Source organism: Dactylosporangium sp. NPDC050588, assembly GCF_040654975.1.
In the GTDB taxonomy this organism is placed as follows: domain Bacteria; phylum Actinomycetota; class Actinomycetes; order Mycobacteriales; family Micromonosporaceae; genus Dactylosporangium; species Dactylosporangium maewongense.
Genome location: NZ_JBFAJA010000009.1, coordinates 76,566 through 99,648, shown reverse-complemented (window position 1 = coordinate 99,648; position 23,083 = coordinate 76,566). Strand labels below are relative to the sequence as shown.

The 23,083-nt window shown below is 71.6% G+C and carries 21 protein-coding genes and 1 pseudogene; 5 read left to right on the top strand and 17 right to left on the bottom strand.

The features are described from left to right. Nucleotides 1-12: 12 nt before the first annotated feature. Nucleotides 13-933 carry a phosphotransferase gene (locus AB0I21_RS08170; protein WP_360559654.1) on the bottom strand — a complete coding sequence of 307 codons (921 nt, stop codon included), beginning with the start codon at nt 931-933 and terminating at the stop codon, nt 13-15. 199 nt (nt 934-1,132) lie between these two features. Here AB0I21_RS08170 and AB0I21_RS08165 point away from each other — a divergent pair, with 199 nt between their 5' ends. After that, complete coding sequence (locus AB0I21_RS08165) at nt 1,133-3,556, top strand: FAD-dependent oxidoreductase (protein WP_360559653.1); 2,424 nt, start codon at nt 1,133-1,135, stop codon at nt 3,554-3,556. A 91-nt stretch (nt 3,557-3,647) separates the two neighbouring features. On the opposite strand, the gene AB0I21_RS08160 is transcribed toward AB0I21_RS08165, so the two are convergent. After that, nucleotides 3,648-3,995 (bottom strand): nuclear transport factor 2 family protein, encoded by a 348-nt coding sequence (locus AB0I21_RS08160; RefSeq protein WP_360559652.1) that lies wholly within the window; start codon nt 3,993-3,995, stop codon nt 3,648-3,650. A gap of 70 nt (nt 3,996-4,065) precedes the next feature. Here AB0I21_RS08160 and AB0I21_RS08155 point away from each other — a divergent pair, with 70 nt between their 5' ends. Then, on the top strand, nt 4,066-4,971 hold the full coding sequence (locus AB0I21_RS08155; RefSeq protein ID WP_360559651.1) for a LysR substrate-binding domain-containing protein: 906 nt from the start codon (nt 4,066-4,068) through the stop codon (nt 4,969-4,971). On the opposite strand, the gene AB0I21_RS08150 is transcribed toward AB0I21_RS08155, so the two are convergent. Continuing rightward, on the bottom strand, nt 4,941-5,648 hold the full coding sequence (locus AB0I21_RS08150) for an SDR family oxidoreductase (protein ID WP_360559719.1): 708 nt from the start codon (nt 5,646-5,648) through the stop codon (nt 4,941-4,943). The genes AB0I21_RS08155 and AB0I21_RS08150 overlap by 31 nt on opposite strands. 114 nt (nt 5,649-5,762) lie before the next feature. On the opposite strand from AB0I21_RS08150, the gene AB0I21_RS08145 reads away from it, so the two are divergent. After that, nucleotides 5,763-6,587: a helix-turn-helix transcriptional regulator gene (locus AB0I21_RS08145; protein ID WP_360559650.1), complete on the top strand. Its 825-nt coding sequence runs from the start codon at nt 5,763-5,765 to the stop codon at nt 6,585-6,587. Nucleotides 6,588-6,594: 7 nt separating this feature from the next. On the opposite strand, the gene AB0I21_RS08140 is transcribed toward AB0I21_RS08145, so the two are convergent. The 6 genes from AB0I21_RS08140 to aspS all read right to left on the bottom strand — a co-directional run bounded on the left by AB0I21_RS08140 (nt 6,595) and on the right by aspS (nt 13,204). Next, nucleotides 6,595-7,113 carry a hypothetical protein gene (locus AB0I21_RS08140; protein ID WP_360559649.1) on the bottom strand — a complete coding sequence of 173 codons (519 nt, stop codon included), beginning with the start codon at nt 7,111-7,113 and terminating at the stop codon, nt 6,595-6,597. A gap of 76 nt (nt 7,114-7,189) precedes the next feature. Then, complete coding sequence (locus AB0I21_RS08135; protein WP_360559648.1) at nt 7,190-8,029, bottom strand: GNAT family N-acetyltransferase; 840 nt, start codon at nt 8,027-8,029, stop codon at nt 7,190-7,192. 70 nt (nt 8,030-8,099) lie between these two features. Next, on the bottom strand, nt 8,100-9,266 hold the full coding sequence (gene ispG / locus AB0I21_RS08130) for a flavodoxin-dependent (E)-4-hydroxy-3-methylbut-2-enyl-diphosphate synthase (RefSeq protein WP_344507898.1): 1,167 nt from the start codon (nt 9,264-9,266) through the stop codon (nt 8,100-8,102). Between the two features lie 33 nt (nt 9,267-9,299). Beyond that, nucleotides 9,300-10,598, bottom strand: coding sequence for a site-2 protease family protein (locus AB0I21_RS08125; RefSeq protein ID WP_360559647.1), 1,299 nt, complete (start codon nt 10,596-10,598; stop codon nt 9,300-9,302). Then, on the bottom strand, nt 10,598-11,785 hold the full coding sequence (dxr, locus tag AB0I21_RS08120) for a 1-deoxy-D-xylulose-5-phosphate reductoisomerase (protein ID WP_360559718.1): 1,188 nt from the start codon (nt 11,783-11,785) through the stop codon (nt 10,598-10,600). The genes AB0I21_RS08125 and dxr overlap by 1 nt, the downstream gene beginning before the upstream one ends. 189 nt (nt 11,786-11,974) lie before the next feature. Continuing rightward, complete coding sequence (gene aspS / locus AB0I21_RS08115; RefSeq protein ID WP_360559646.1) at nt 11,975-13,204, bottom strand: aspartate--tRNA(Asn) ligase; 1,230 nt, start codon at nt 13,202-13,204, stop codon at nt 11,975-11,977. 217 nt (nt 13,205-13,421) lie between these two features. Here aspS and AB0I21_RS08110 point away from each other — a divergent pair, with 217 nt between their 5' ends. Then, nucleotides 13,422-14,456: a YihY/virulence factor BrkB family protein gene (locus AB0I21_RS08110; RefSeq protein ID WP_360559645.1), complete on the top strand. Its 1,035-nt coding sequence runs from the start codon at nt 13,422-13,424 to the stop codon at nt 14,454-14,456. A 353-nt stretch (nt 14,457-14,809) separates the two neighbouring features. Here the strand turns inward: AB0I21_RS08110 and AB0I21_RS08105 are convergent, their stop codons facing one another. After that, nucleotides 14,810-15,517: a DUF2786 domain-containing protein gene (locus tag AB0I21_RS08105; RefSeq protein ID WP_360559644.1), complete on the bottom strand. Its 708-nt coding sequence runs from the start codon at nt 15,515-15,517 to the stop codon at nt 14,810-14,812. A 20-nt stretch (nt 15,518-15,537) separates the two neighbouring features. Continuing rightward, nucleotides 15,538-17,145 (bottom strand): Rieske 2Fe-2S domain-containing protein, encoded by a 1,608-nt coding sequence (locus AB0I21_RS08100; RefSeq protein ID WP_360559717.1) that lies wholly within the window; start codon nt 17,143-17,145, stop codon nt 15,538-15,540. A 132-nt stretch (nt 17,146-17,277) separates the two neighbouring features. Here AB0I21_RS08100 and AB0I21_RS08095 point away from each other — a divergent pair, with 132 nt between their 5' ends. Beyond that, entirely contained in the window at nt 17,278-17,496 is a 219-nt protein-coding gene (locus AB0I21_RS08095) for a DUF2631 domain-containing protein (RefSeq protein WP_360559643.1), read from the top strand. A gap of 64 nt (nt 17,497-17,560) precedes the next feature. On the opposite strand, the gene AB0I21_RS08090 is transcribed toward AB0I21_RS08095, so the two are convergent. The 6 genes and pseudogenes from AB0I21_RS08090 to tsf form a co-directional block, all read right to left on the bottom strand. Further along, on the bottom strand, nt 17,561-18,604 hold the full coding sequence (locus tag AB0I21_RS08090) for a DivIVA domain-containing protein (protein ID WP_360559642.1): 1,044 nt from the start codon (nt 18,602-18,604) through the stop codon (nt 17,561-17,563). Continuing rightward, nucleotides 18,601-19,791, bottom strand: coding sequence for a 23S rRNA (adenine(2503)-C(2))-methyltransferase RlmN (gene rlmN / locus AB0I21_RS08085; protein ID WP_344508179.1), 1,191 nt, complete (start codon nt 19,789-19,791; stop codon nt 18,601-18,603). The genes AB0I21_RS08090 and rlmN overlap by 4 nt, the downstream gene beginning before the upstream one ends. A gap of 59 nt (nt 19,792-19,850) precedes the next feature. Beyond that, a pseudogene (locus AB0I21_RS08080) lies at nt 19,851-20,669 on the bottom strand (phosphatidate cytidylyltransferase); the annotation flags it as partial. A gap of 107 nt (nt 20,670-20,776) precedes the next feature. Then, on the bottom strand, nt 20,777-21,334 hold the full coding sequence (gene frr / locus AB0I21_RS08075) for a ribosome recycling factor (protein ID WP_344507912.1): 558 nt from the start codon (nt 21,332-21,334) through the stop codon (nt 20,777-20,779). Then, complete coding sequence (pyrH, locus tag AB0I21_RS08070) at nt 21,331-22,122, bottom strand: UMP kinase (RefSeq protein ID WP_344507914.1); 792 nt, start codon at nt 22,120-22,122, stop codon at nt 21,331-21,333. The genes frr and pyrH overlap by 4 nt, the downstream gene beginning before the upstream one ends. 100 nt (nt 22,123-22,222) lie before the next feature. Beyond that, nucleotides 22,223-23,050 carry a translation elongation factor Ts gene (gene tsf / locus AB0I21_RS08065; RefSeq protein WP_360559641.1) on the bottom strand — a complete coding sequence of 276 codons (828 nt, stop codon included), beginning with the start codon at nt 23,048-23,050 and terminating at the stop codon, nt 22,223-22,225. Nucleotides 23,051-23,083: the final 33 nt, after the last annotated feature.

Here is a 23,083-nt window from a genome sequence, read left to right as displayed (position 1 = left end):
CCTCCTCGGTTTTTAGGGGTGGGGGTTCCTTCCGTTGGCCGCCGCCAGGAGCCTGCCGAGGCCGGGGTCGTCCAAGGCATCCTTGGCCTGGCCCCACTTCTCGGCCGCCTCCGCCGCGTAGTCGAACGCGGCGGACTTGAACAGTCCATGGTGGACGGTGAACCACAGCGTCCAGGTGACGTTGGACGCGACTTGATACAGCCGGACCCTCGCGCGGAGAGCCTCGTCTGCGTCGGCGAAGTACTCCCCCGCCAGCAGGCCGACCAGATCCGGGTCGTAGTCGGCCTCCGCGGCGATGTCGCCGAGCTCGAATGCGGGGTCGTTGTTGCCGGACAGCTGGTAGTCGATGATCCGCACACCGTCGCCGGTGACGATGAAGTTCTCGGCGAGCAGGTCGTTGTGGCACGGCACGCGCGGCAGCGGCCGCGCCGCCAGCGCCCTTTCCAGCGCGTCCACTGTGGACGATCGGTCCAGGTAGCCGTCCGGCAGCGGCAGGTCGTGCCGCGCGCAGACGCCGAGCAGCTCGGCCCGCTTGGCGAAGATGTCGAACTCGTTGCCGAACGCCGGGCCGGCGTGCAGCCGGCGGCAGGCGGTCGCGATGGACGGGACGATCTCGGGGCGGCGCACGTCGGCGGCGCCGAGGGTCCGGCCCGGGAGGTACTCGATGACGACCGCCGGGACGTCCGGCAGGACCTCGTAGACCTGCGCGCCGACGGTCCGCGCCGCGAGCACGGTGTTGGCGATCTCCTGCTCCGGCGGGACGCCGAGGCCGGCGGCGGACACCGCCGGCTCCAGCACCCGCAGCACGTAGGGCACCCGGTCGACGTCGACCCGGTAGATGTGATGGGACAGCCCGCCCTGCAGCCGCTGCCATTCGACCGCGCGGCCCACCCACGACGGGACCCGCTCCAGCAGGTCCGCGATGGACGGCACCGCAGTCATGGCACCCGGCCCCTTCGCCGCGCGGTCCACGCCGGTTACAGACCTTTTACACCCCGGGGACTGTAGTGACCGACGTCATAGTGGGGCACAGTTAACGCCTGCCACGGCCGGTCGTCAAGAGGGATCTTCGCGTTTACCGGTATTGCTTCAGACCTTTTACAAGCCCGGCACGCGGGATCACAATCATGCAATGTCGGACCTTCCAGCAGCCGCCCGCGCGGTGGTCGTCGGCGGCGGCGTCGCCGGTTGCAGCGTGGCGTATCACCTGGCACGACTCGGCTGGACCGACGTCGTGCTGCTCGAACAGCACGAGCTCACCGACGGCACGACCTGGCACTCGGCCGGCTTCGTGGGGCAGCTGCGCTCCACGATCAGCCAGACCCGGATGATCATGTATTCGTCCGGCCTGTACGCGGAGCTGCGCACCCTCACCGGGCTGGACCCCGGCTGGCGGGGCGTCGGCGGGCTGCGCCTGGCGACCACCCCCTCGCGCGTCGAGGAGCTGCGCCGGCAGGTCAGCTCGGCGACCACGTACGGCCTGGAGCTCGACCTGCTGACCGCCGCGCAGGCGAAGGAACGGCTGCCGCTGCTCGACGTCGGCGACGTCCTCGCCGCCGGCTGGCTGCCCGGCGACGGCTGGCTGGAGCCCGCGCAGCTGGCCGCCGCGCTCGCCGCGGGCGCGACCGCGCTCGGCGTCCGGATCGTCACCGGGGTCCGCGTCACCGGCGTCGAGACGGTCTCCGGCCGGGTCGCCGCGGTCACGACGAGCGCCGGCCGGATCGCCACCGAGGTCGTCGTCAACGCCGCCGGCGCCGCCGCGGGGCACGTCGGTCGGCTCGCCGGCGTCGACATCCCGATCGTGCCGATCAAGCACCAGTACGTCGTCACCGGTGCGCTGGACGGCGCCGGCTCCACAGTGGACATCCCGACGGTCCGGGACCCCGACCGGATCGTGTACTTCCGCGGCGCCCCCGCGCCGGTCGGCGGCCTGCTCGTCGGCGGCTACGTGCGCCAGCCGGCGCTGTGGGACGACCCCGACCCGCTGTCGGCGGCGCGGACCCTGTTCGAGCCCGACCTGGACACGTTCGCCGAGTCGTGGGGCAACGCGCGGCACCGGGTCCCGGCGCTGCGCACGGTCGGCATGGACCGGATCGTGCACGGGCCGGAGGCGTTCACCCCGGACGGGGAGTTCCTGCTCGGCGAGACCTCGGTGGCCGGCTTCTGGGTCGCCGCCGGCTTCTGCGTGCACGGGCTCGCCGCGGCCGGCGGCGTCGGCAAGGTGATCTCCGAGTGGATCGTCGGCGGCGCCCCGGAGTGGGACGTGTCCACGATGGACGTCCGCCGCTTCGGCGCCCACGCGGCGAGCCGCACCTGGGCGGCGGCGAAGGCGCTCGACGGCTACTCCCGCTACTACGACGTGGTGTACCCCGGGCAGGAGTGGACCGCCGGCCGCCCGCTGCGGCGCTCCCCCGTGTGGCCGCGCCTTGCCTCGCTCGACGCCGCGCTCGGCGAGAAGGCCGGGTGGGAGCGGGCGAACTGGTTCGGCGTCAACGCGGAGCTCGCCGTGCCCGGCGTCACCGCGCCGCGCGGATGGGCGGGGCGGCACTGGTCGCCGGCGATCGCCGCCGAGGTCGCCGCGACCGCCACCGCCGCCGGGCTGTTCGACCAGTCGTCGTTCGCGAAGCTCGACGTGCGCGGCCCGGGCGCGCTGCGGCTGCTGCAACGGCTGTGTGCCAACGACGTCGACCGTCCGGCGGGCGGGCTCACGTACACCTCGATGCTCAACACCCGCGGAGGGGTCGAGGCGGACCTGACCGTGACGCGACTCGGCGAGGCGCACTTCCGGATCGTCACCAGCACCGCGAGCGGGGTGCGGGACGCGGCCTGGATCCGCCGGTTCGCGGGTCCGGACGTGCTGGTGGACGACGTCACGTCGGCGCACGGCTGCCTGTGCCTGTGGGGGCCGGCGGCCCGTGACATCCTCCAGCCGCTCACCGACGCGTCGCTGGCCGACGCGGACTTCCCGTTCATGCGGGCCGCACGGCTCACGGTCGGCCCGGTGCCGGTCCTCGCCCAGCGGGTCACCTTCGTCGGCGAGCTCGGCTGGGAGCTGTACGCGCCGGCCGAGTACACGCTGACGCTGTGGGACCTGCTGATGGAGGCCGGCGCCCCGCTCGGGCTGCGGCCGGGCGGCTACCGGGCGATCGACTCGATGCGCCTGGAGAAGGGGTACCGCGTCTGGGGCGCCGACCTCACCACCGACACCGACCCGATCTCCGCCGGCCTCGGCCCGTTCGTCGCGCGGTCGAAGGACTTCATCGGCCGGGACGCCCTTCCCGACGCCCCCGACCGGGTGCTGCGCTGCCTCGTGCTGGACGATCCCGCCACCGTCTGCCTCGGCGGCGAGCCGGTCCGCGTCGACGGCGTGCCGTGCGGGCGGGTCACGTCCGGCGGGTTCGGCTACCGGGTCGGAGCGTCGATCGCCTACGCGTACCTGCCGGCGACGACGCCGGTCGGCACCCCCGTCGAGATCTCCGTCTTCGACCGCTGGTCCCCCGCCGTCGTGCGCGCCGAGCCCCTCTACGACCCGAAGATGCTCCGGGTGCGCGCCTGATCCTGCTTCGCGGACGCGGACGCGGACGCGGACGCGGACGCGGAGGCGGACGCGGACGCCGACGCCGACGCGGGTGCGGGTGCGGGTGCGGTCAGGGCTGCTCGGGCCTGTCGATGACGCGCAGCCAGGAGCCGTCGGGCTGGCGGCGCACGACCTGGACGCGGCCCCCCTTGCCGTCGGCGGACCGGGTCCCGGTCAGTGCCAGGTCGCCGCTGAGGACGGTCGGCGTGAGCGGCTCCAGCGCGAAGTGCGGCACGTGCTCGATCATCGCCTCGCAGACCTTCCGGATGGCGTCGCGGCCGACGGTGGTCTCGCCCGGCGGGTAGGCGAGGACGGCGTCCGGCTCGTACAGCGCGGCGAGCCCCTCCGCGTCGCCGGCGTTGGCACGCTCGACGAAGAGTCGGGTCAGGTCCTCGGGGGTCTTCGCTGTCGCGGTCATGCGTCCACCGTGCGCCCGTTCGTCGTATAACTCCAAGACCCGTTCCTGCTGACTTCTAGCATCGGTGCTTATGGAGCTGCATCAGCTGGTGTACCTGGTCACCGTCGCCGAGGAGGCGAGCTTCACCCGCGCGGCGGCCCGGCTGCGGGTGGCGCAGCCGGGGGTGAGCGCGCAGGTCAGGAAGCTGGAGCGGGAGCTGGGGCAGGAGCTGCTGGACCGGTCCGGCCGGGAGGTCCGGCTGACCGCGGCCGGCGCGGCGGTCCTGCCCTACGCCCGGGCGGCCCTCGCGGCCGTCGAGGGCGCCCGGCAGACCGCCGCGGAGCTCGCCGGGCTGGCCCGCGGCCGGCTCGCGATCGGCACCGTGACCTCGCACGACGTCGACCTGCCCGGGGTGCTCGCGGACTTCCACGCCGCGCACCCGGGGGTCGAGATCACCCTCACCGAGGACACCACCGACCGGCTCGTCGAAGGGCTGCTCTCCGGGCGTCTGGACGCGGCGGTCATCGCGTACGACACCCCGCCGCCCGACCTCGGCGTGCGCATGCTCACCGACGAGGCGATCGACGCCGCGGTCGCCACCGGTCACGCCTGGGCCCGGCGGTCGGCGGTGCGGATCGCGGACCTGCGGGACCGGCCCCTCGTCTGCCTCCCCGGCGGCACCGGCATCCGCGGCATCCTCGAGTCGGCGTGCGCGGCCGCCGGGTTCGCACCGCGGGTGGCGTTCGAGGCGGGAACGCCGCAGGTGGTGGCCCGGCTGGCCGCGCGCGGGCTGGGCGTGGCGATCCTGCCGGCGTCGATCGCCCGCGGCTTCGCCGGGCTGCACGCGCTGCGGATCACGCGCCCCGCGCTGAGCGGCCGGCTCGGCCTCGCGTGGCGCCGCACCGGCCCCCGATCGGCCGCCGCCGCGGCGTTCCTCGCCCGGTTCCCGTCAGACCAGATGCCTGATCACCAGGGCACCGGGCCGTCCTCGTCGTAGAAGCCGCCGGTCGGGCCGTCCGCCGGGAGGGTGGCCAGACGGACGGCAGCGATCGCACCCTGCGCCGGGGTCCGCGGGCCGGAGTGGCCGTTCATGTCGGTCGCGCAGTAGCCGGGGTCGGCGGCGTTGACCTTGATCGCCGTCGCGCGCAGCTCGTTGGCGTAGGAGACGGTGACCGCGTTCAGCGCGCTCTTGGACGCGTTGTACGCCAGGAGCGGGTTCTGCGCGTACACGTGCGACGGCTCCGTGGTGAACGCCAGGGACCCCAGCCCGCTGCTGAGGTTCACGATCCGCCCCGCGTCGGAGCGCCGCAGCGCGGGCAGCGCCGCGTTGGTGACCGCGACGACGCCGAACACGTTCGTCGCGAACGTGTTCCGCAGCAGCTGGACCGGGGTCCCGCTGGGCGGCGCGCCCCGCTCCAGCAGCACGCCGGCGTTGTTGACCAGCACGTCGAGCCGCTCCAGGGCCGCCAGCCGGCCGACGCTGTCCTCGTCGGTCACGTCCAGGGTGATCGCCGTCGCGAACGGGCCGAGCGCCGCGGCCGCCTCCTTGCCGCGCACCGCGTCCCGCGCGCCGACCAGGACCTTCATGCCGTGCCTGGTGCCGAGCAGCTTCGCGATCTCGAATCCGATGCCTTTGTTCGCGCCCGTGACGAGGGCGACGCGTGGTTCGTCGATGGCCGCCACGCTGCCCGCCGGGCGGCGGTCGCGGCAGAGCCGTGCCGAACATCGGATCGGCGGTCCCTGGTTGGCGCCTGGCCTGCCGCCGCGCGGTCCGGCAGCATGGAGCGCATGGACCGGGAACAGCTCGCCGCGTTTCTCCGCAGCCGCCGGGCGAAGGTCCTCCCGGCCGACGTCGGCATCGACGGCGGCGCCCGCCGGCGCACCCCCGGCCTGCGCCGCGAGGAGGTGGCCCGGCTCGCGGGCATCTCGGTCGACTACTACGCCCGCCTGGAGCAGGCCCGCGGGCCCCGCCCGTCGCGGCAGGTGCTCGGCGCGCTCGGCCGGGCGCTGCGCCTGCTCGACGACGAGCGCACCTACCTCTTCCAGGTCGCCGGCGAGCAGCCCGCCCTCCCCGCGGGGCCGTCGCCGCATGTGTCGGCGGGCATCCTGCACCTCCTGGACCGCCTCGACGACACCCCGGCGTTCGTGATCGACGCGAAGTACGAGCTGCTCGCCTGGAACCCGATGGCCGTCGCCCTGATGGGTGACCCCGCCGCCGTCATGCCCGGCTCGCGCAACATGATCTGGAACCTGTTCACCGGCCCCGCCGACCTGACGGCGCCGGAGACGTCGCAGTTCGCCGACGAGTGCGTGGCGGACCTGCGGGCGGCGTCCGTCCGGTACCCCGGCGACCCCGGCATCCAGTCGCTGATCGCGCGGCTGCGCTCGGCCGCCCCGGAGTTCACCCGCCGCTGGGACGAGCACCAGGTCTGCGTCCGCCGCACCACGACGAAGCGCCTCGACCACCCCGTCCACGGCGAGCTGGTCTTCGACTGCGAGGTGCTCGACATCGCCGACGCCGGCCAGAAGGTGATCTTCTACACCGCCGAGGCGGGCTCGCACAGCGCGTGGGTGCTGTGCTCGCTGCGCCAGCGCCCCGCGTACGCGGATTGACCCGCCGTCAGTGGCGGGCGGCCTGGGCGATCTGGTTGCGGAAGCCGGGCAGGGTCGAGGCCTTCGCCGACTCGTGGGTGAGGCGGGCGCTGAGCAGGCCGCCCTGGCGGGCGATCCCCGCGGCGAGCGCCGGCACCAGCGGCAGCAGCCAGTCGGCCAGGAGGCCTTGGGCCGGCAGGTACGCGACGAGCAGCACGGCGAGCGCGACCGCGACCCCCTCGACCATGCCGCGCCAGGCGCCCCGGCCCGAGGCGGCGACCGCCTCGCGGCGGGTGATCGTGGCGGTGTCGAGGCCGTCGAGCGCCCTGGTGTCGCGGCGGCCGAGGTTGAAGCAGGCACACCCGACGCTCGTGGAGACGCCGAGCACCGTCGCGGCGACGACGCTCCTGGTCAGCAGGACCGTCAGCCCGAACACCGCCCCGCCGGCCCCGCAGGCGACGAGGGCGCGCAGCCACTCCTTCTTGTCCCCCGGGTACCAGTAGTAGCGCGTGGTGTTGGGCGTCAGCTGCCGGATGATGTGGCCCATGCGAAGCTTCCCTTGTTCAGCCGGGTGGCCTCTTGATCATCCTGCACGCGGGGGCAGTTTGCCGGGAAATGGCGGTTTAGAACAGTACGGTCGCGAAGGTGCCCACCTGCTGGAACCCGCACCGTTCGTACACCGCGCGGGCAGGGGTGTTGTAGTCGTTGACATACAGGCTGACCGATGGTGCCACGCGCCGCAGGGCGTCGCGCACGATCGCGGCGATCCCGCCCCGGGCCAGCCCCCGGCCGCGCCACTCCGGCGCGGTCCAGACGCCCTGGATCTGCGCGGTGTGCTTGGTGACCACCGCCAGCTCGGCCTTGAACACGACCTTGCCGTTGATCACCCGCGCGTACGCCCGGCGGGCCCGGACGAGCTCGCCGACCCGCTCCCGGTAGGAGCGCTCGCCGCCGTCGGCGGTCGGTGAGACGCCGACCTCCTCGGTGTACATCGCGACCGCCGCCGGGAAGAGCAGGTCGATCTCGTCGGGCCGGACGAGGCGCACCCCCGGGTCGGCGGGCGCCGGCGCCGGCGACGAGGTCGCCATCAGCGGCTGGTTCGGCCGTACGTCTCGCGCCGGCCCCCACGAGGGTGCCAGCCGGCTCCACAGGCCGAGGACCGCGTCGGCGGACCCGACGATCGACGAGCAGCCGCGCGGCTCACCCGCGACCATGTCGGCGAACGCCGCGACGGCCGGTGCCGAGGCGTTGACGGGGATCAGGTTGGCGCCGAGCCAGCACAGCGACTCCAGGTGGCGGCGCGACCCGTAACCGAAGATCCGGGCGTCCTGTCGCCACCACGCGAGCCCGGCCATCGAGATCCGCTCGGCGACCTGGGCGCCGCCGAACGGGTCGCCGTCGAGCAGCCGCTCGACCGCGCCGCGCTCGGCGTCGCCGAGGAGCCTCGCCGCCACCGTTAGCATGCGTACAAGCCTGCCAGATCCACCCGGGGACAGCCGCACATACCCGCCGCCGCCGTCCCCGTGTCAGGCACTAGTGGACCGTGACGGAGGGTCCGAGGCCGCGCAGCTCCTCGGGCAGATCGACGCCCATCTCCTCGGCGAGGCGCAGCGCCTCCTCGACCAGGGTCTCCACGATCTGCGACTCGGGCACCGTCTTGATGACCTTGCCCTGGACGAAGATCTGCCCCTTGCCGTTGCCGGACGCGACGCCGAGGTCCGCCTCACGCGCCTCACCCGGACCGTTGACGACGCAGCCCATGACCGCGACCCGCAGCGGCGCCGGGAACCCGTCGAGCGCGGCGGTGACCTGCTCGGCCAGGGTGTAGACGTCGACCTGGGCGCGGCCGCAGGACGGGCACGAGACGATCTCCAGGCCGCGCTCGCGCAGGCCGAGCGCCTCGAGGATCGCGTTGCCGACCTTGATCTCCTCGACCGGCGGCGCCGACAGGGAGACGCGGATCGTGTCGCCGATGCCCTCGGCGAGCAGCGCGCCGAACGCGACGGACGACTTGATCGTGCCCTGGAACGCCGGGCCGGCCTCGGTGACGCCCAGGTGCAGCGGGTAGTCGCACTGCTCGGCGAGCTGCCGGTACGCCCGGATCATCACGACGGGGTCGTTGTGCTTGACCGAGATCTTGATGTCGCGGAAGCCGTGCTCCTCGAACAGCGAGCACTCCCACAGCGCCGACTCGACCAGCGCCTCGGCCGTCGCCTTGCCGTACTTCTCCAGCAGGCGCTTGTCGAGGGAGCCGGCGTTGACGCCGATGCGGATCGGGATGCCCGCGTCGGAGGCCGCCTTCGCGATCTCCTTGACCTTGTCGTCGAACTGGCGGATGTTGCCCGGGTTGACCCGGACGGCCGCACAGCCGGCGTCGATCGCCGCGAACACGTACTTCGGCTGGAAGTGGATGTCGGCGATGACCGGGATCTGCGACTTCTTCGCGATCGCCGGCAGCGCCTCGACGTCGTCCTGGCTGGGCACGGCGACCCGCACGATCTGGCAGCCCGAGGCGGTGAGCTCGGCGATCTGCTGGAGCGTGCTGTTGACGTCGGCGGTGAGCGTGGTCGCCATGGACTGCACGGACACCGGCGCGCCGCCACCGACCGGCACGGAGCCGACCATGATCTGGCGGGACTTGCGGCGCGGTGCGAGTGCCGGCGGAGGGACGGCCGGCAGGCCGAGGCTGACAGCGGTCATGGAATGCGCCACCTGTTCAGGTCTTGTGATCGTCTACTTGAGGCTGATCGGGTTCACGAAGTCGGCGGTCACCGTCAGCAGGACGAAGACGCCGAGGATGCCTATCACGCCCAGCGTGATGGGCGCCAGCTTGTAGTAGTCCACCCGACCTGGGTCGGGTTTGCCCAGCTTGGCCGCGAACCAGGACCGCACGCGCTCGAACCAGGCGATCGCGATGTGACCGCCGTCCATCGGCAGCAGCGGGAACAGGTTGAAGATGCCGAAGAACAGGTTCAGGCTGGCGAAGAGCAGCAGCAGCGAGGCCCAGTCGCCGAGCTCGAACAGCTCGCCGCCGATCCGGCTGGCGCCGACGACGCTGACCGGGGTCTCCGGGTCGCGCTTCTCGCCGAAGATCGCCTTGAACAGGTTGGGCACCTTCTCCGGGATGTCCTTGAACGAGGCGAACGTGCGGTCGATCAGCGACCAGGTGATGGTGAAGGTCTTGTCGACGCCCTCGACCGGGCCGTACGAGACGTGCGGGATGTCCGAGGTCCGCGGGGCGATGCTGATGCCCAGCAGGCCGCCCTGCTCCAGGTCGTCCGCGGTGATCTTGTCGGCGGGCTTGACGACGTCGGCCTTGATCCGCTGCGCCTCGGGGATGGCGGCGGTGCCGCTGAGCGTCTTGCCGTCGCGGGTCCACGTCACCGCGACGCTCTTGTTGGTGACCTTCTTGAGCTCCTCGCGCAGCACGCTGGAGCTCGGGGTCGCAACGCCGTCGATGGACGTGATCAGGTCACCGGGCTTGAGGCCGAGCTGCGCCGCCGGGCTCTTCGGGTCCTTGGCCGGGTCGCAGGCCTTCGGCGCCTTGGTGCTCGCGTCGTACTCCCACTTGGTGCTGATGCACTCGGCGACCGGGCCGACCCGGACCGGCCAGCTCTCGGCCTTGGTCTCCGGGTCGGGGATGCCGACGAACGAGAAGAGCACCCACAGCGTGATGAGGGTGATCGCGAAGTGGGTGATGGAGCCCGCGCTCATCACGATGGTCCGCTTCCACACCGGGAAGCGCCACATGGCCCGCGGGTCGTCGGCGCCGGCGACCCCGGTCACCGGGTCGACGTCGTCCTCCTGGGGGGTCATCCCGACGATCTTCACGAAGCCGCCGAACGGCAGCGCCTTGATGCCGTACTCGGTCTCGCCGCGCTTGAACGACCAGATCGTCGGGCCGAACCCGGCGAAGTACTTGGTCACCCGCATGCCGAACCATTTGGCGGTCAGCATGTGCCCCGCTTCGTGCAGACACACCGCGAACAGGATCCCCACCGCGAAGAGGACGATCCCCACCGTGAACGCCATCAGGCCCCTTTCCCGCCCGCGATCCGCTCGCGCGCATAGGCCCGCGCCCAGGATTCGGCGGCGAGCACGTCATCGACGGTACCTGGTTCGGCAAAGTCGGGTGCGTCCGTAAGGGTCTGCTCCAAAGTCTCCACAATTCCGAGGAAAGGAAGCTCACCCGCTGTGAACGCGGCCACACACTCCTCGTTGGCGGCGTTGTAGATCGCCGGCCGGCACCGGCCCGCCTCCCCGGCCGCCTTGGCGAGGGCGACCGCGGGGAACGCCTCCTCGTCGAGCGGGCGCAGCTCCCACGTGTGGGCCTTGGTCCAGTCCACGCCCGGCGCGGCGTCGGCGACCCGGTCGGGCCAGCCGAGGGCGAGCGCGATCGGCAGGCGCATGTCGGGCGGGCTGCACTGGGCGAGCGTCGAGCCGTCGTGGAACTCGACCAGCGAGTGGATCACCGACTGCGGGTGGACCATGACGTGGATGTCGCGGTACGGCACCCCGAACAGCTCGTGCGTCTCGATCACCTCGAGGCCCTTGTTGACGAGCGTGGCGCTGTTGATCGTGACGACCGGGCCCATGTCCCAGGTCGGGTGGGCGAGCGCCTCCTGCGGGGTGACCCCGACGAGCTGCTCGCGGGTCCGGCCGCGGAACGCGCCGCCCGACGCCGTCAGGATCAGGCGCCGGACCTCTTTGGCCGCGCCGCCCCGCAGCCCCTGCGCGAGGGCCGAGTGCTCCGAGTCGACCGGGACGATCTGGCCCGGCCGGGCGGCGGCTCGGACGAGCGGACCACCGGCGACCAGGGACTCCTTGTTGGCCAGGGCCAGGATGCGGCCGGCACGCAGGGCGGCGAGCGTCGGGGCCAGGCCCAGCGAGCCGACGACCCCGTTGAGGACCATGTCGCACGGCCACTGCGCCAGCTCGGTCATCGCGTCGGGCCCGGCGAGGATCTTCGGCAGCCGGAAGTCGCCGGTCGCCCAGCCGCGGCGGGCGGCCTCGGTGTAGAACGCGAGCTGCAGGTCCTGCGCGGCGGTGGCCTTCGCCACGCCGACCGCGTCGACGCCGAGCTCCAGCGCCTGCTCGGCGAGCAGGCGGACGTTGCCACCGCCGGCACCGATCGCGACCACTCGGAACTTGTCGGGATTACGACGGACGATGTCGATCGCCTGGGTGCCGATCGAGCCGGTCGAGCCCAGCAGGACGATCTCGCGGGGGATCACCCGTCCATTGTCTCAGGCGTGCACGTGTCGAGGTGGCCGACCGGGTGCCGATGCCGCGGGGGCACACAGTGGTGCGCCCCCGCGACCGACCGTCATCGCGGTGAATCCCAGATGCCATCCCCGTTAGTACACATGTACCAATTATAGATCATCACTTGCCACCGAGCAATCGAATTACGGGGCCACGCGGTGCAGGTCACGCGGGAAGAGCGTGGTCTCGCGGACGTTCGAAGCGCCGGTCAGACGGGCCATGAACCGCTCCAGCCCGATCGCGAACCCGCCGTGCGGCGGCATGCCGTGCCGGAACGCCTCGAGGTACGTCTCCAGCGACCCCGTGTCGTGGTTCAGGGCCGCCAGGTAGTCCTCGTGCCGGTGCAGCCGCTGCCCGCCCGTGACCAGCTCGAGCCCCCGGAACAGCAGGTCGAAGGAGTTGGACCAGCGCGGCTCACCCGGCTGCGGGTGGGTGTAGAAGGGCCGCTTGCGCATCGGGTACCCCTCCACGTAGAGGAAGTCCGAACCGTGCTCCCGCGCGGCCCACTCCCCCAGCGCGCGCTCGTGCTCCGGGGCGAGGTCGGGCTCGTCCTCCGGCGCCCCCGCGATCTTGAGCGCCTCCAGGAAGTGCAGCACCGGGATCTGCGCCGGCACCGCCGCCTGGAACCCGAACTCCTCCACGGCGCCGACCATCGCCCGGATCACCTCGGTGAGCACGGCCATGACGTCGCGGTGGCTCTCGATGAACCCCAGCTCGGCGTCGAGGGACGTGTACGTCGCCAGGTGGCGGGACGTGTCGTGCGGCTCCGCCCGGAAGACGGGGCCGACCTCGTACACCCGCTCGAAGACACCGACCATGGTCTGCTTGTAGAACTGCGGCGACTGCGCCAGGTACGCCTTCGCGCCGAAGTAGTCGATCTCGAACACGTTGGCGCCGCTCTCCGTGGCGCTGCCGACGATCTTCGGCGTGAACACCTCGGTGAAGCCCCGCTCGTCCAGCGCCCGGCGGAACGCGCCGACCGCCTTCGCCGACGCCGCGAACACCTTCTTGCGCTGCGGGTGCCGCAACGTCACGGCGGCGTGGTCCAGCAGCATCGGCAGCGACGCGTTGAGCTCCGGCCGGAACAGCTCCACGGGCGGCGGCTCGGCCTCCCCCAGCACGGTGAACACCGGCTCGACCAGCTCCACCCCGCCGGGCGCCGCCTCGTTGGCGACGACCCGCCCCGTCACCGCGACGACCTGCTCCTCCGCCGGCACCGCCGACTCCTTGCACACGATCTGCAGCAGGCCTTCGCGGTCGCGCAGGACCACGAACGCGACCTTGGCGAGCAGCCGCCGCCGATGGACCCAGCCCGCGACGTTCACCGTTTGGCCGACGTACTGAGAAAGCTGGCTGGACAGGATGCGATGCATGACACCTCCCGAGAGACTCCGCTCCCCGGAGGTGTGGGCGATGGGGCCGGTCGCGGTGCCACCACACCTTCGCCACGGCACGCCGCCGTGACCTCGACGCAACGGCTCAGCGGCAGCACCACCATGCGGTCGTCAGGCGCGGATGCGTCCGCTTCATCGCCGTGCCCATCGATCATAGGCAAGTTTTCGGTTCCGCCGCGACGGGAAATCAACCCGCGTGAGCAGCACCCGGCAGGTCCCCGAAACGCGCCTGATGGCCCGCGACGACCTCTCCGCCGACGACGCCTGGCACACGCTGCGGCGCCACGGCGGCTGGTGCCTGCTGCGCGACGCCTTCCTGCGCTTCCGGTACGGCGACGGCTTCAGCCACGCGCGCGCCCTCGGGCTGCAGCTCTGCCTCGCGATCGTGCCGTTCCTGATCGCCCTCACCGGTCTGGTCAGCAAGCTCGGCGTCGCCGAGGGCGGCGAGGTCGTCGCGGACACCGTCCTCGCCCTCACCCCCGGCGCCAGCGACCAGCTCGTCCACGACCTGCTCGCCGACTCCGAGCGCGCCGAGGACATCGGCGAGTTCGCCCTCACCGCCGGTCTGCTCACCGGGATGGTCGCCCTCACCACCGCCATGGCCCAGATCGAGCGCGGCGCCAACCGCATCTACGGCGTCGAACGCGACCGTCCCGCCCACCTCAAGTACGGCCGCGCGGTCCTGCTCGCCGCCGGCGCCGGCATCCCCGCCCTGGCCGGCTTCCTCATGCTGGTGGCCGGCGGCGACCTCGGCCGCTCCGTCCGCGCCCACTACCCCTCCTGGGGCGCCCCCGTCGACGCCGTCTGGCAGTTCCTGCGCTGGCCCTTCAGCGTCGCCCTCGTCGTCACCGCGGTCGCCGCCATCTTCCGCTTCGCCCCGCGCCGCCGCCAGCCCGCCTTCTCCTGGCTCCTCTTCGGCGCCGCCCTCTCCACCGCCTTCTGGTGGCTCATCAGCGCCCTCCTGGCGTTCTACGTCAGCAGCAGCGACGCCTTCGGCGCCACCTACGGCGCGCTCACCGGCATCATGGCCCTCCTCCTGTGGGCGAACCTGACGGGGATCGCCCTGTTCCTGGGGATCGCCTTCGGCGCCCAGCTGGAGGCCCTGCGCGTCGGCGTCCCCGAACCCGTCGTCGAGGACCAGTGGGTCCCCGTCGACGAGCAACTCGACCGCGACCCCGACACCGACCCCCAGGCCTTCGCCCACAACCAGCTCAACACCCCCACCCGCTGACTTCCCCCTGCTCCCAAGCGACTCCGGCAGCCAGAACCACCAGGCCGACGCGCCGGACCACCTCGTTGAGCGCGGAGACCCGGATGCGGGCCTGGGCGTTGTGCGTGTCGGGCAGCAGCGCCCACAACCATCCGGGATCATGAGCTGTGGAGGCGGACCCCCGAGCCGACCTCGCCGCAGCCTGCCAAGACCAGCGCAGCAACGCCGCTGCCCCTCCGCCCTCGAGGACCCCTCCTCGCCACCCGCGACGGCCAACCCGTGAACAAGCGCAGACCGGCGCGGGACGAATCAGGCAAACACTGGGTTGGGGCGGTGGGGGGTTGAGATCCCGGGTGAGTCCCGGGCGGGGCGGGTCAGCCTGGTAAGGGCTGGCGGGCGGCGGTCGGGACGCGGGGGTTGCCGAGGTCGGCACGCTGGCCGGCGGCGCTGCCCGCGTCGAAGCCGCCGCCCGTCAAGCGGCGGGGGCGGGCGGTGCGCAGGTCCGGATACTGCTCGTCGACCGCCACGTCGACGGCGCGGCCCCGGTCGGCCAGGACGAGGGCCACGCCCGGCTGGTCGGGGGTGGCGGCGCGGCTGCGCTCGTCGGCCTCGGCGAAACGGTGGGCGACCGCCGAGCCGAAGCCGATGAGCCAGGACCGGCGCCAGGCGGCGACCTGCTCGCCGGGCGGGACGGGCTCGGTGAGGACGCCGCGCGCCGCCTGGACGAGCAGGGACGCGAACAGCAGCTCGACGCCGGCGACGTCGGACTCGAAGCCGAACAGGTGCATGGAGATGCGCAGGCCGTCGCGGGTGCGGTGCTGCAGGCGGACCGAACGGCAGCGCAGGGAGGTGGCGACCACGTGCAGGAGATGGGCCTTCTCGCGCAGATACGGCGGGTGCAGCTCGACCAGCCGGTTGCCGACGGTCTGCGGGCGCAGGCCGTCGGTGGCGGCGAGCAGTGCCTGATCGATGCCGTACTTGCCGATGAGCTCGGCGGCCTTGGCGGTCAGCGCCTCGGCCTCCTCCCGCGTGCACGCGGGATCCTCGGCCTTGGCGAGCAGCTTCCGAACCTTCTCCAACACGAACAGAGGCTACCGCCGACCTACGACAATTCCGCCGCAGCGCCATCCACGGAAGCAGGAGCAGGAGCAGGAGCAGGAGCAGAAGCCGGCGCCGCAGCACCGGCAGCGCGGGAGCGCAGCTCGTGCCCCACGCTCGTCAGGCAGCGCCCGCTGGGCAGGTCGAACTTCCAGCCGTGCAGCTGGCAGGTGAGCGTGTTGCCGTCGACGATGCCGAAGCGGGTCAGGTCGGCCTTCAGGTGCGGGCACCGGCGCTGCACGATCCAGTCGCCCAGCTTGATGTCCTCGGCGTCGGGCTTCTGCTCGGCGAACCAGCCCTCCGCGTACTGCAGGCGCTCCTCCGACAGGCACTTGAAGAACGAGTAGACGAACTCGTTGTACTGGCCGATGCGGGTGGCGGTGAAGCGGCAGGACAGGAAGAGCGAGTTGACCCAGTCGACCTCCTCGATGAAGAGGAGGTGCTCGATGAGGGCGCGCTCGGTGCGGAAGCGGTAGCGGACCTTCTCGTCGGCGTACTGGCGGACCTGCTTGCCCGGGAAGTCCACGACGATCGACTCGACGGAGGTGCCGTCGTACCCCACCAGGTCGAAGCGGACCGGGCCGCCGACGCCCTTCGCGAGGTAGACGGACTCGTCCAGCAGCGGCTCGATCCGCCGCTTCATCTCCTTGAGCACGTCGACCTCGGGGTGCCGCCAGGACGCCTTCGCGGCCTCGATGATCGGCCGCTTCCGCTCACGCATCTCCTCCAGGTGCTCCCGCTTGTGCGCGAAGAACTCCTCGACGTCGACCGGGTGCACGGTGGAGACCGAGTCGGGGGTCACCGTCATCACCGACCCGGGCAGCAGCACCGTGGAGTTGGTGCCGCCGTGCTTGGCGTACTCCTGCTGGAACACCCACTGGTCGGGGAAGATGTTGCCCTCGTCACCGAAGATGTCGTTGAACTGCCAGAGCTCGTCGTCGAGGAAGCACGGCGGCCCCGCGATGGGCACCACGTGCGAGGCCTTGAGGTCGTCGATGTACCGGAAGGTCCGGTCGAACTGCCGGTCGCGCTTCTGCTTGCCGAACGCGGTCTTCGCGGCCTGCGGCAGGTCGTAGACCATCGGGTACCAGATGGCGCCGGAGAACTGGAGCAGGTGCGCGTGCACGTGCCCGAGCTCGGCATACGTGGTGAGGTCGGTCGGGCGGGCGTCGTTCTGGTTGAGAACGCGGACGCCGTTGTGCTCGACCCACAGCGAGGAGTCACCGATCGGCCCGTCGGTCGGCGAGGTGAGCGCCTGGATCATGATCTTCAGGCCGCCGTCGAGCTCGTGGACGTGGTCGCTCTTGGTCTCCAGGAACCTGGTGAAGCCGAGCGCCTCGAGCTCGTCGCGCATCTCCGACGTGGGGAACTCGGGCAGCAGCACCGTCGCCTTCTTCGACACGAAGCGCTTCAGGTGCTCCGCGTCGAAGTGGTCCCGGTGCAGGTGGGACACGTAGAGGTAGTCGCAGTCGCCGAGCGTCTCCCAGTCGAGCAGGGAGTTGTCGGGGAACGGGAACCACGACGCGAAGTACGCCGGGTTGACCCACGGATCACAGAGGATGCTGCCGGCATCGGTGTCGATGCGCAGGCTGGCGTGTCCCGTCCCGGTGATCCGCACCGCGTTCCTCCCTCGAACTACAACTGGCATGCCGCTCCGACGCTACCCGACCGACCCGCAACCGTCGGTCCGGGTGCCGCATGCCAGACTTTGTCGCGAAGCACACCTGCAGCGAAAGGACGCGTCGTGGCCGAGCACGAGCCTGTGACCTCTCCCGACCAGCACAAGCCGGGACACCCGCGGGCCGCCCGCTTCGGTGCTGCCGTCACCGTGCTGCTCATCCTCGGGATGCTGGTCGGCAACCACCAGGGCCGGGTCGAGGACATCTGGTTGATCGCGACCGCCGGTGTACTGGTGCTCGCCCTCGTCGGGGACTGGGTGCTGCGCCGGAACGGCCTTCGGTAGTCGCTGGTCGTACATGCGGCAAAAGGCGCACCGGAAGCACCGGTGCGCCTTTTCGCGTCTGCGCTCAGCGGCGGCGCATCACGAGGTCACGGACCTCCTTGAGGGCGGCGTCGACCTCCGCCTCGAAGTAGCCGCCGGGCACCAGGTTGAAGTGCGACGGGTCGAGGTCACCGTCGGTGAGCGGGCCGCCACGGCCGGACAGTGACGCCATGACGCCCTCGAACAGCCGGTCGACCTGCGCGCGGTCGTAGCCGCTGCCGAAGCGGCGCAGCTGGAACGTGCGACGCAGCTGGTCGATGCGGGCCACCTCGGTCGACTGGTGCTGCACCGGCGCGGCCTGGGGCGGGCCGCCGTAGGGCTCGCCGTACGGGTCGCGGTCGGGGCCGCCGCCATACGGGTCGCGGTCACGGTCGGGCGCGCCGCCGTAGGTCGCCGGCTCGGGCCGGTCGCGGTCCATGCGGATCTCGGCGGTCATGTCCGCGCGCGGCTGGCGCGGCGCCTCGTAGCCCCGGTCGTCGTCGAAGGCGCCACCGTACGTGGGCTCGTCGTAACGGCCGTAGTTCGGGTCGCGGGGCGGGCCGGCGGGAGTGGGGGCCGGCCGCGGCGGCAGGGGGGGCGGCGGCGCCATCGGCGGGGGGCCCATGCGCTCCGGCTGCATCCGCTCCATCGGGGGCGGGCCCATCCGCTCCGGCTGCATGCGCTCCATGGGCGGGGGGCCCATCCGCTCGGGCTGCATGCGCTCCATCGGGGGCGGGCCCATGCGCTCGGGCTGCATGCGCTCGGGCATCCGCTCGGGGGCCATGCGCATCTCGCCGCTGCGCATCTCGCCACCGCGGGAGTCGAGAGCGCGGCCGAAGCCACCGCCGCCGCGCTCCTCCAGCTCGGCCAGCTGGCGCTCGACCCGGTCGAGGTGCAGGTCCACCTGCCACTCGTCATATCCGCCGAAGCGCACCCGGAAGACCACATCGTGGACCTCCTGAGCGCTCACCGGCGCGCCCATCGGGTCACCGGAGAGGGTGGCCTCGACCCGGTCGAGGAACGAGTCGACCTCGTCGACCTTGTATCCCCGCCGCAGCGCACGGCGCCGGAACCGCTGACCCTGACTCACTGTGTCTCCTCGTTCGCTCGCCGTGCTAGCAAGCCTGTTTCACGCTCTCCCACCTTGCCACCGTTTGAGGCGGCAAGCTGCCCGCAGGCCCCGTCGATCTCCCGGCCGCGGGTGTCGCGCACCGTGGTCGCGACCCCTGCCGCCCGGAGGCGCCGGACGAACTCTCGCTCCACCGGCTTGGGACTAGCGTCCCACTTACTCCCGGGTGTCGGATTGAGCGGGATGAGATTGACATGCGCGAGACGGCCGGACAAGAGCCGGCCGAGCAAATCCGCCCGCCACGGGTGGTCGTTCACATCCCGGATCATTGCGTATTCAATGGACACGCGCCGACCAGTGCGAGCCGCATACTCCCACGCGGCATCAAGCACTTCGGCGACCTTCCAACGTTGGTTGACCGGCACGAGCGTGTCGCGCAGATCATCATCGGGTGCGTGCAGCGACAGCGCAAGCGTCACCGACAGCCCCTCCTGCGTCAACCGGCGCATCGCCGGGACCAGCCCGACGGTGGACACGGTGATGTGCCGCTGGGAGAGCCCGAGCCCTTCCGGGGCGGGGTCGGTGAGCCTGCGGACCGCCGCGACGACCCGGTTGTAGTTGGCGAGGGGCTCGCCCATGCCCATGAACACGACCCGCGACAGCCGGTCCGGGCTGCCGGGCAGGACCCCGCGGGCGGCCATCCCGGCGAACCAGACGACCTGGTCGACGATCTCCGCGGTGGAGAGGTTGCGGGTGAGCCCGGCCTGGCCGGTGGCACAGAATGGGCACGCCATCCCGCAGCCCGCCTGGCTCGACACGCACACCGTCACGCGGTCTGGATATCCCATGAGAACGCTCTCGACGAGGGAGCCGTCGTGAAGCCGCCACAACGTCTTGCGGGTCGCCCCGTCGTCGGTGGCTTTCTCATGTACGGGGTGCAGCAGGCGCGGCAGCAGCGCTTCCGCGATCGCGTCCCTGCTCCTGGCGGGAAGGTCCGTCATGTCGGCGGGGTCGCGGACCAGCCGGCCGAAGTAGTGCGCCGACACCTGCCCCGCGCGGAACGCCTGCTCCCCCAGCTCGGCGACGGCGGCCCGGCGCCCGGCGAGATCGAGGTCGGCCAGGTGACGCGGTGGCATGGTCGCCCGGCGGCCGTCACTCGTCGTGCCGGTCGCGGTGGATTCGAGGTTCAGAACGGGAAGCTGTGTCATGACGTCTTCAAGTGTCCCATGCCGAGTCGCGTGATCTTCAGTACCGCTGGCCAAGGGCACTAGGACGGGGGCACCAGGAACGCCAGAACGGCGTACGCGGTCGGCAGGGCGAGCAGGATCGAGTCCAGCCGGTCCATGAGCCCACCGTGACCTGGTAGCAGGTTGCTCATGTCCTTGACGCCCAGGTCGCGCTTGATCAGCGACTCGCCGAGGTCGCCGAGCACCGACGCGGCCGCGACCGCGACCCCGAAGACGACCCCGTGCCACCAGACGGCGTCGGACAGGAGCAGCGGAATCGCCACCGCGCTGCCGGCACCGGTCCACACGACCGACCCCGCGAAGCCCTCCCACGACTTCGCCGGGCTGACGGAAGGTGCCATCGGGTGCTTGCCGAGGAAGACACCGGTCACATATCCACCCGTGTCGGACAGCACCACGGCGACGATCGTCACCAGGACCCGCACCGCGCCGTCGGAGACGTCCTTGCCGGGGTGCGCGAGCAGCGCCGCGAAGGCGCCGAGGAACGGCACGTACACCGCGATCAGGGCACCTGCGGTGACGTCCCGCTGGTAGTCGCGGGGACCGCCGGCGAACCGCCACACGAACACCGCCAGCAGCGTCAGGAGCAGGCCGACCGGCAGGACTTCGGCGCCGCCGAACCAGGCGAGCACCACCATGGCCGGCCCGCCGACGAGCAGCGGCGCGAGCGGCGGCCTCGCCTTGTTGACGCTGACGGCACGGACCATCTCCCAGATGCCGACCAGGACGGCGAGCACCACCAGACCGAGGAACGCCGGGATCCACACGAAGAGCGAGGCGATGACCGCACCGCCCAGGCCCACGCCGACACCGATCGCGGCGGGAAGGTTGCGGCCGGCGCGGCGCTTGGGTTTCTCGCCGGCCGGCGCTGGTTCGTTTGGCATAGACGCCTCGGGCGCGGCATCAATGTGCCGCGCCCTGGTCGAAGGGTTACCGGGGGGCGTCATCAGACCTCGAGGAGCTCTGATTCCTTGTGCTTGAGCAGCTCGTCGATCTGGGCGACGAACCTGTGCGTCAGGTCGTCGAGCTCCTTCTCGCCGCGGCGCCCGTCGTCCTCGCCCGCCTCGCCGTCCTTGACGATGCGGTCGAGCTCTTCCTTCGCCTTACGGCGCACGTTGCGCACGGCGACCCGGGCGTCCTCGGCCTTGTGCCGCGCGATCTTGATCATCTCGCGGCGCCGCTCCTCGGTCATCTGCGGGAGGTTGATCCGGATCTGCGTGCCCTCGTTGTTGGGGTTGACCCCGAGGTCCGAGTCGCGGATCGCCTTCTCCATCGCACCGATCACCGAGGCGTCGTACGGCTTGATGATCGCCATACGAGGCTCCGGGATGGCGATCGACGACATCTGCGGCAGCGGGGTGGGCGTGCCGTAGTAGTCGACCATCACCTTGCCGAACATCGCCGGGGTCGCTCGGCCGGTCCTGATGACCGCGAACTCCTCCTTGGCGTGCTCGATCGCGCGCTCCATCTTCTCTTCGGCCTCGAAGAGAGCTTCTTCGATCACGTGGTCTTTCCTCCTCGGTCCGGGATGGGCTCAGCGGTGATGAGCGTGCCGATCCTCTCACCACTCAACGCGCGAGCCACGCTGTCCTCCCCCTCGGCGCCGAACACGAGCATCGGCAGCGCGTTTTCCTGGCAGAGGCTGAACGCGGTCTGGTCGACGACCCGCAGGCCCTGCAGCAGGGCATCGGCGAACGTCAGGCTGTCGAGCTTGCGGGCCGTCGGGTCGGTACGGGGGTCGGCCGTGTACACACCGTCGACGCCGTTCTTGCTCATCAGGACCGTGTGCGCGTGGATCTCCAGGGCGCGCTGCACGGCGACGGTGTCGGTCGAGAAGTACGGCATGCCGGCGCCGGCGCCGAAGATCACGACCCGCCCCTTCTCCATGTGCCGGATCGCGCGGCGCGGGATGTACGGCTCCGCGACCTGCGCCATGCTGATCGCGCTCTGCACCCGCGTGTCGATGCCTTCCTTCTCCAGGAAGTCCTGCAGCGCGAGGCAGTTCATGACGGTGCCGAGCATGCCCATGTAGTCCGCGCGGGACCGGTCCATGCCGGCCCGGGACAGCTCGGCGCCCCGGAAGAAGTTGCCGCCACCGACGACGACGGCCACCTGGACACCGCGGCGGACCACGGCCGCGATCTGGCGGGCCATGTGCCGCACCACGTTCGGGTCGACGCCGACGGCGCCACCGCCGAACACCTCGCCGGAGAGCTTCAGCACGACGCGTCGCACCCCGATCGGGGCCGGCGTCAATGCCTGCCTTGCCGCTTCCACAGCGGTGTGCGTCATCTGGGCAACCTCTCCGTGTCCGTTCTGCCGCTGGAAGGGGATATGACGAGGGGGTCCCGGCATCCAGTGTGGATTCCGTGACCCCCTCCGCGCCCTGCTATCAGGCCTGGCCGACCTCGAAGTGGACGAACCGTGTCACCTCGATGCCGGCTTCGGCCAGCACCTGCTTGACGGTCTTCTTGTTGTCGCTGACCGACGCCTGCTCGACGAGGACGAAGTCCTTGAAGAAGCCGTTGACCCGGCCCTCGATGATCTTCGGCAGGGCGCCTTCCGGCTTGCCCTCCTCGCGAGCGGTCTGCTCGGCGATGCGGCGCTCCGACTCGACCGTGTCGGCCGGGACGTCCTCGCGGGTCAGGTACTTCGGCCGCATGGCCGCGATCTGCATCGCGATGCCACGCGCGTCGGCGAGGGCGGCCTCGTCGTCCTTGCCGGTGAACTCGACCGCGACGCCGACCTGCGGGGGCAGGTCCGGGCTCTTGCGGTGCATGTAGATCGCGACCGGCGAGCCCAGGACCGCGAGGCGGTTGATGACGAGCTTCTCGCCGATGCGCGCCGACTCGGTCTGGATCAGCTCGGCCACCGTGCTGTCGCCGAGCTTCGAGCCCAGCAGGGCCTCGACGTCGGCCGGCTTGGTCTCGTCGATATGCTTGGCCAGCTTCTGGCCGAGCTCGACGAACGCCTCGTTCTTGGCGACGAAGTCGGTCTCACAGTTGATCTCGACCAGACCCGAGCCGACGTGGGCGACCAGGCCGTTGGCCGTGGTGCGGCCGGCACGCTTGCCGACGTCCTTCGCACCCTTGATACGCAGCAGCTCGACGGCCTTGTCGAAGTCGCCCTCGGCCTCCTCGAGCGCCTTCTTGCAGTCCATCATGCCGGAGCCGGTCAGATCGCGGAGTCGCTTGACATCCGCGGCGGTGAAGTTGGACATGACTCTCTCTCGCTTGAGTTCGCCTTGACGGCT

Coding starts and splice junctions, on each gene's coding strand:
- AB0I21_RS08155 (WP_360559651.1), top strand. CDS start 4,066: ATGGAGCTGCATCAGCTGGTGTACCTGGTCACCGTCGCCGAGGAGGCG.
- rlmN (WP_344508179.1), bottom strand. CDS start 19,791: ATGACACAGCTTCCCGTTCTGAACCTCGAATCCACCGCGACCGGCACG.
- pyrH (WP_344507914.1), bottom strand. CDS start 22,122: ATGACGCACACCGCTGTGGAAGCGGCAAGGCAGGCATTGACGCCGGCC.
- AB0I21_RS08125 (WP_360559647.1), bottom strand. CDS start 10,598: ATGGCGTTCACGGTGGGGATCGTCCTCTTCGCGGTGGGGATCCTGTTC.
- aspS (WP_360559646.1), bottom strand. CDS start 13,204: ATGCATCGCATCCTGTCCAGCCAGCTTTCTCAGTACGTCGGCCAAACG.
- AB0I21_RS08160 (WP_360559652.1), bottom strand. CDS start 3,995: ATGACCGCGACAGCGAAGACCCCCGAGGACCTGACCCGACTCTTCGTC.
- AB0I21_RS08145 (WP_360559650.1), top strand. CDS start 5,763: ATGGACCGGGAACAGCTCGCCGCGTTTCTCCGCAGCCGCCGGGCGAAG.
- AB0I21_RS08165 (WP_360559653.1), top strand. CDS start 1,133: ATGTCGGACCTTCCAGCAGCCGCCCGCGCGGTGGTCGTCGGCGGCGGC.
- ispG (WP_344507898.1), bottom strand. CDS start 9,266: ATGACCGCTGTCAGCCTCGGCCTGCCGGCCGTCCCTCCGCCGGCACTC.
- AB0I21_RS08135 (WP_360559648.1), bottom strand. CDS start 8,029: ATGCTAACGGTGGCGGCGAGGCTCCTCGGCGACGCCGAGCGCGGCGCG.
- tsf (WP_360559641.1), bottom strand. CDS start 23,050: ATGTCCAACTTCACCGCCGCGGATGTCAAGCGACTCCGCGATCTGACC.
- AB0I21_RS08140 (WP_360559649.1), bottom strand. CDS start 7,113: ATGGGCCACATCATCCGGCAGCTGACGCCCAACACCACGCGCTACTAC.